The following is a 1,286-nucleotide window of genomic DNA, read 5'->3' on the forward strand; positions in this document are numbered from 1 at the left end:
TTCCCTTCATATTTGAACCCGCAATATGCATTAGAAAATCTATTACACATTGAAATTGTTTCAAAACAAGACACTCCACTGCTTCACTTCCAATTTTCACGACGAAGTTCTAATGTATAATCCGGATTGAACAAACATATAGCGACGTTTAGAATCAACTACTTAATTATTTCAGCCAAATAGGACAAAGCCAGAACTGATAGTATTGAATTTTAATAGAAAAAATATGGAGAAATTTGGATTACAACATAGAACGGGTCGTAGGCTGATTTGAAAATTGAACCTCCAAAACCCTACCAAGCCAAAGCATTTGTTTTGGTTATACATTTATTCTTTTCACTAGCCGAAGCCTTAGCTTCGGCGAACTAATTTAAAGAGCAGCTCTCCCAAATCAGGCTCTTTAATTCCTGACTTTACTTTTACACAATTTCCAGATTCAAATTTAACTTCCTGTAATTTCATGGCTAGTTCTTATATGCTATTTCTTCGAAGCATTCAATTAGACTTTTTAACCCAACCAATATTATACCCCGTGTTTCATTTTTCATATTTAAAAGTGCTATTTTCTGATTAAATTGAAAAATAACACCTGTAAATAACGCCTTCGACTTTAAATTTTCTAAGTCAGCAGAAATAACTTCAAGTTTTGATTTTTTGCTCTGCTCTCCTTCAAAGTATTTGAGCATATGGACATTTCGTTGTTGAATCCTCATAAATTGCGGCTCTGTAATCTTTTCGGTTTCTGTTTGATGATATTCTTTAAAGAACTCCCAAATCAGAAAGATGATTTTCATTATTTCTTCTAATTCAAGAGATTTTAAATCATAACGATAACCAAGAATTAACGAAATCAGGAAAGGTTGTTGCTGCGATATTTTATCCGATTCTTCTTTAATATATTTTTCATCAATCAGCTCAATTTTTTTGATTAATTGACCAATCCTCAAATTTTCTTCTTTATCCTCTTTTGATACAATCATTTTATCACTCTCTAATGTTTAGTGGACGTTCGTTCAAATGCCCTACAACGGTCTTGTGTATGAAACCTAGCGTGCAAAAAGACACTAACTTTTTGGATTAACACAGAGCCAAATTTTTATATTTTGTTTTTAATTTTCTCTTTTTAAAATCCAAATTAAAAATTTGGTGTACTTTCTAAATATACACAAATCTTTGGGTTAAAAACTTATTAGCTATGTTTTATACACGTTGTTAGCGGTTGTTATTTCTCAATAAGGTCTTCTTATGCTTGCCTGAATATTCTTGAATTCAGCTGCTTTCAATTG

At 31.6% G+C, this 1,286-nt stretch carries 1 protein-coding gene; it reads right to left on the reverse strand.

Annotated elements, in window-relative coordinates:
• Nucleotides 1–464 precede the first annotated feature (464 nt).
• Nucleotides 465–980, reverse strand: a complete 516-nt coding sequence (locus ACT29I_RS25670) for a hypothetical protein (protein WP_444794861.1) — start codon at nt 978–980, stop codon at nt 465–467.
• Nucleotides 981–1,286 lie beyond the last annotated feature (306 nt).

It is taken from the genome of Saccharicrinis sp. GN24d3, assembly GCF_052400645.1.
Classification (GTDB): domain Bacteria; phylum Bacteroidota; class Bacteroidia; order Bacteroidales; family Marinilabiliaceae; genus Saccharicrinis.

Coding starts and splice junctions, on each gene's coding strand:
- ACT29I_RS25670 (WP_444794861.1), bottom strand. CDS start 980: ATGATTGTATCAAAAGAGGATAAAGAAGAAAATTTGAGGATTGGTCAA.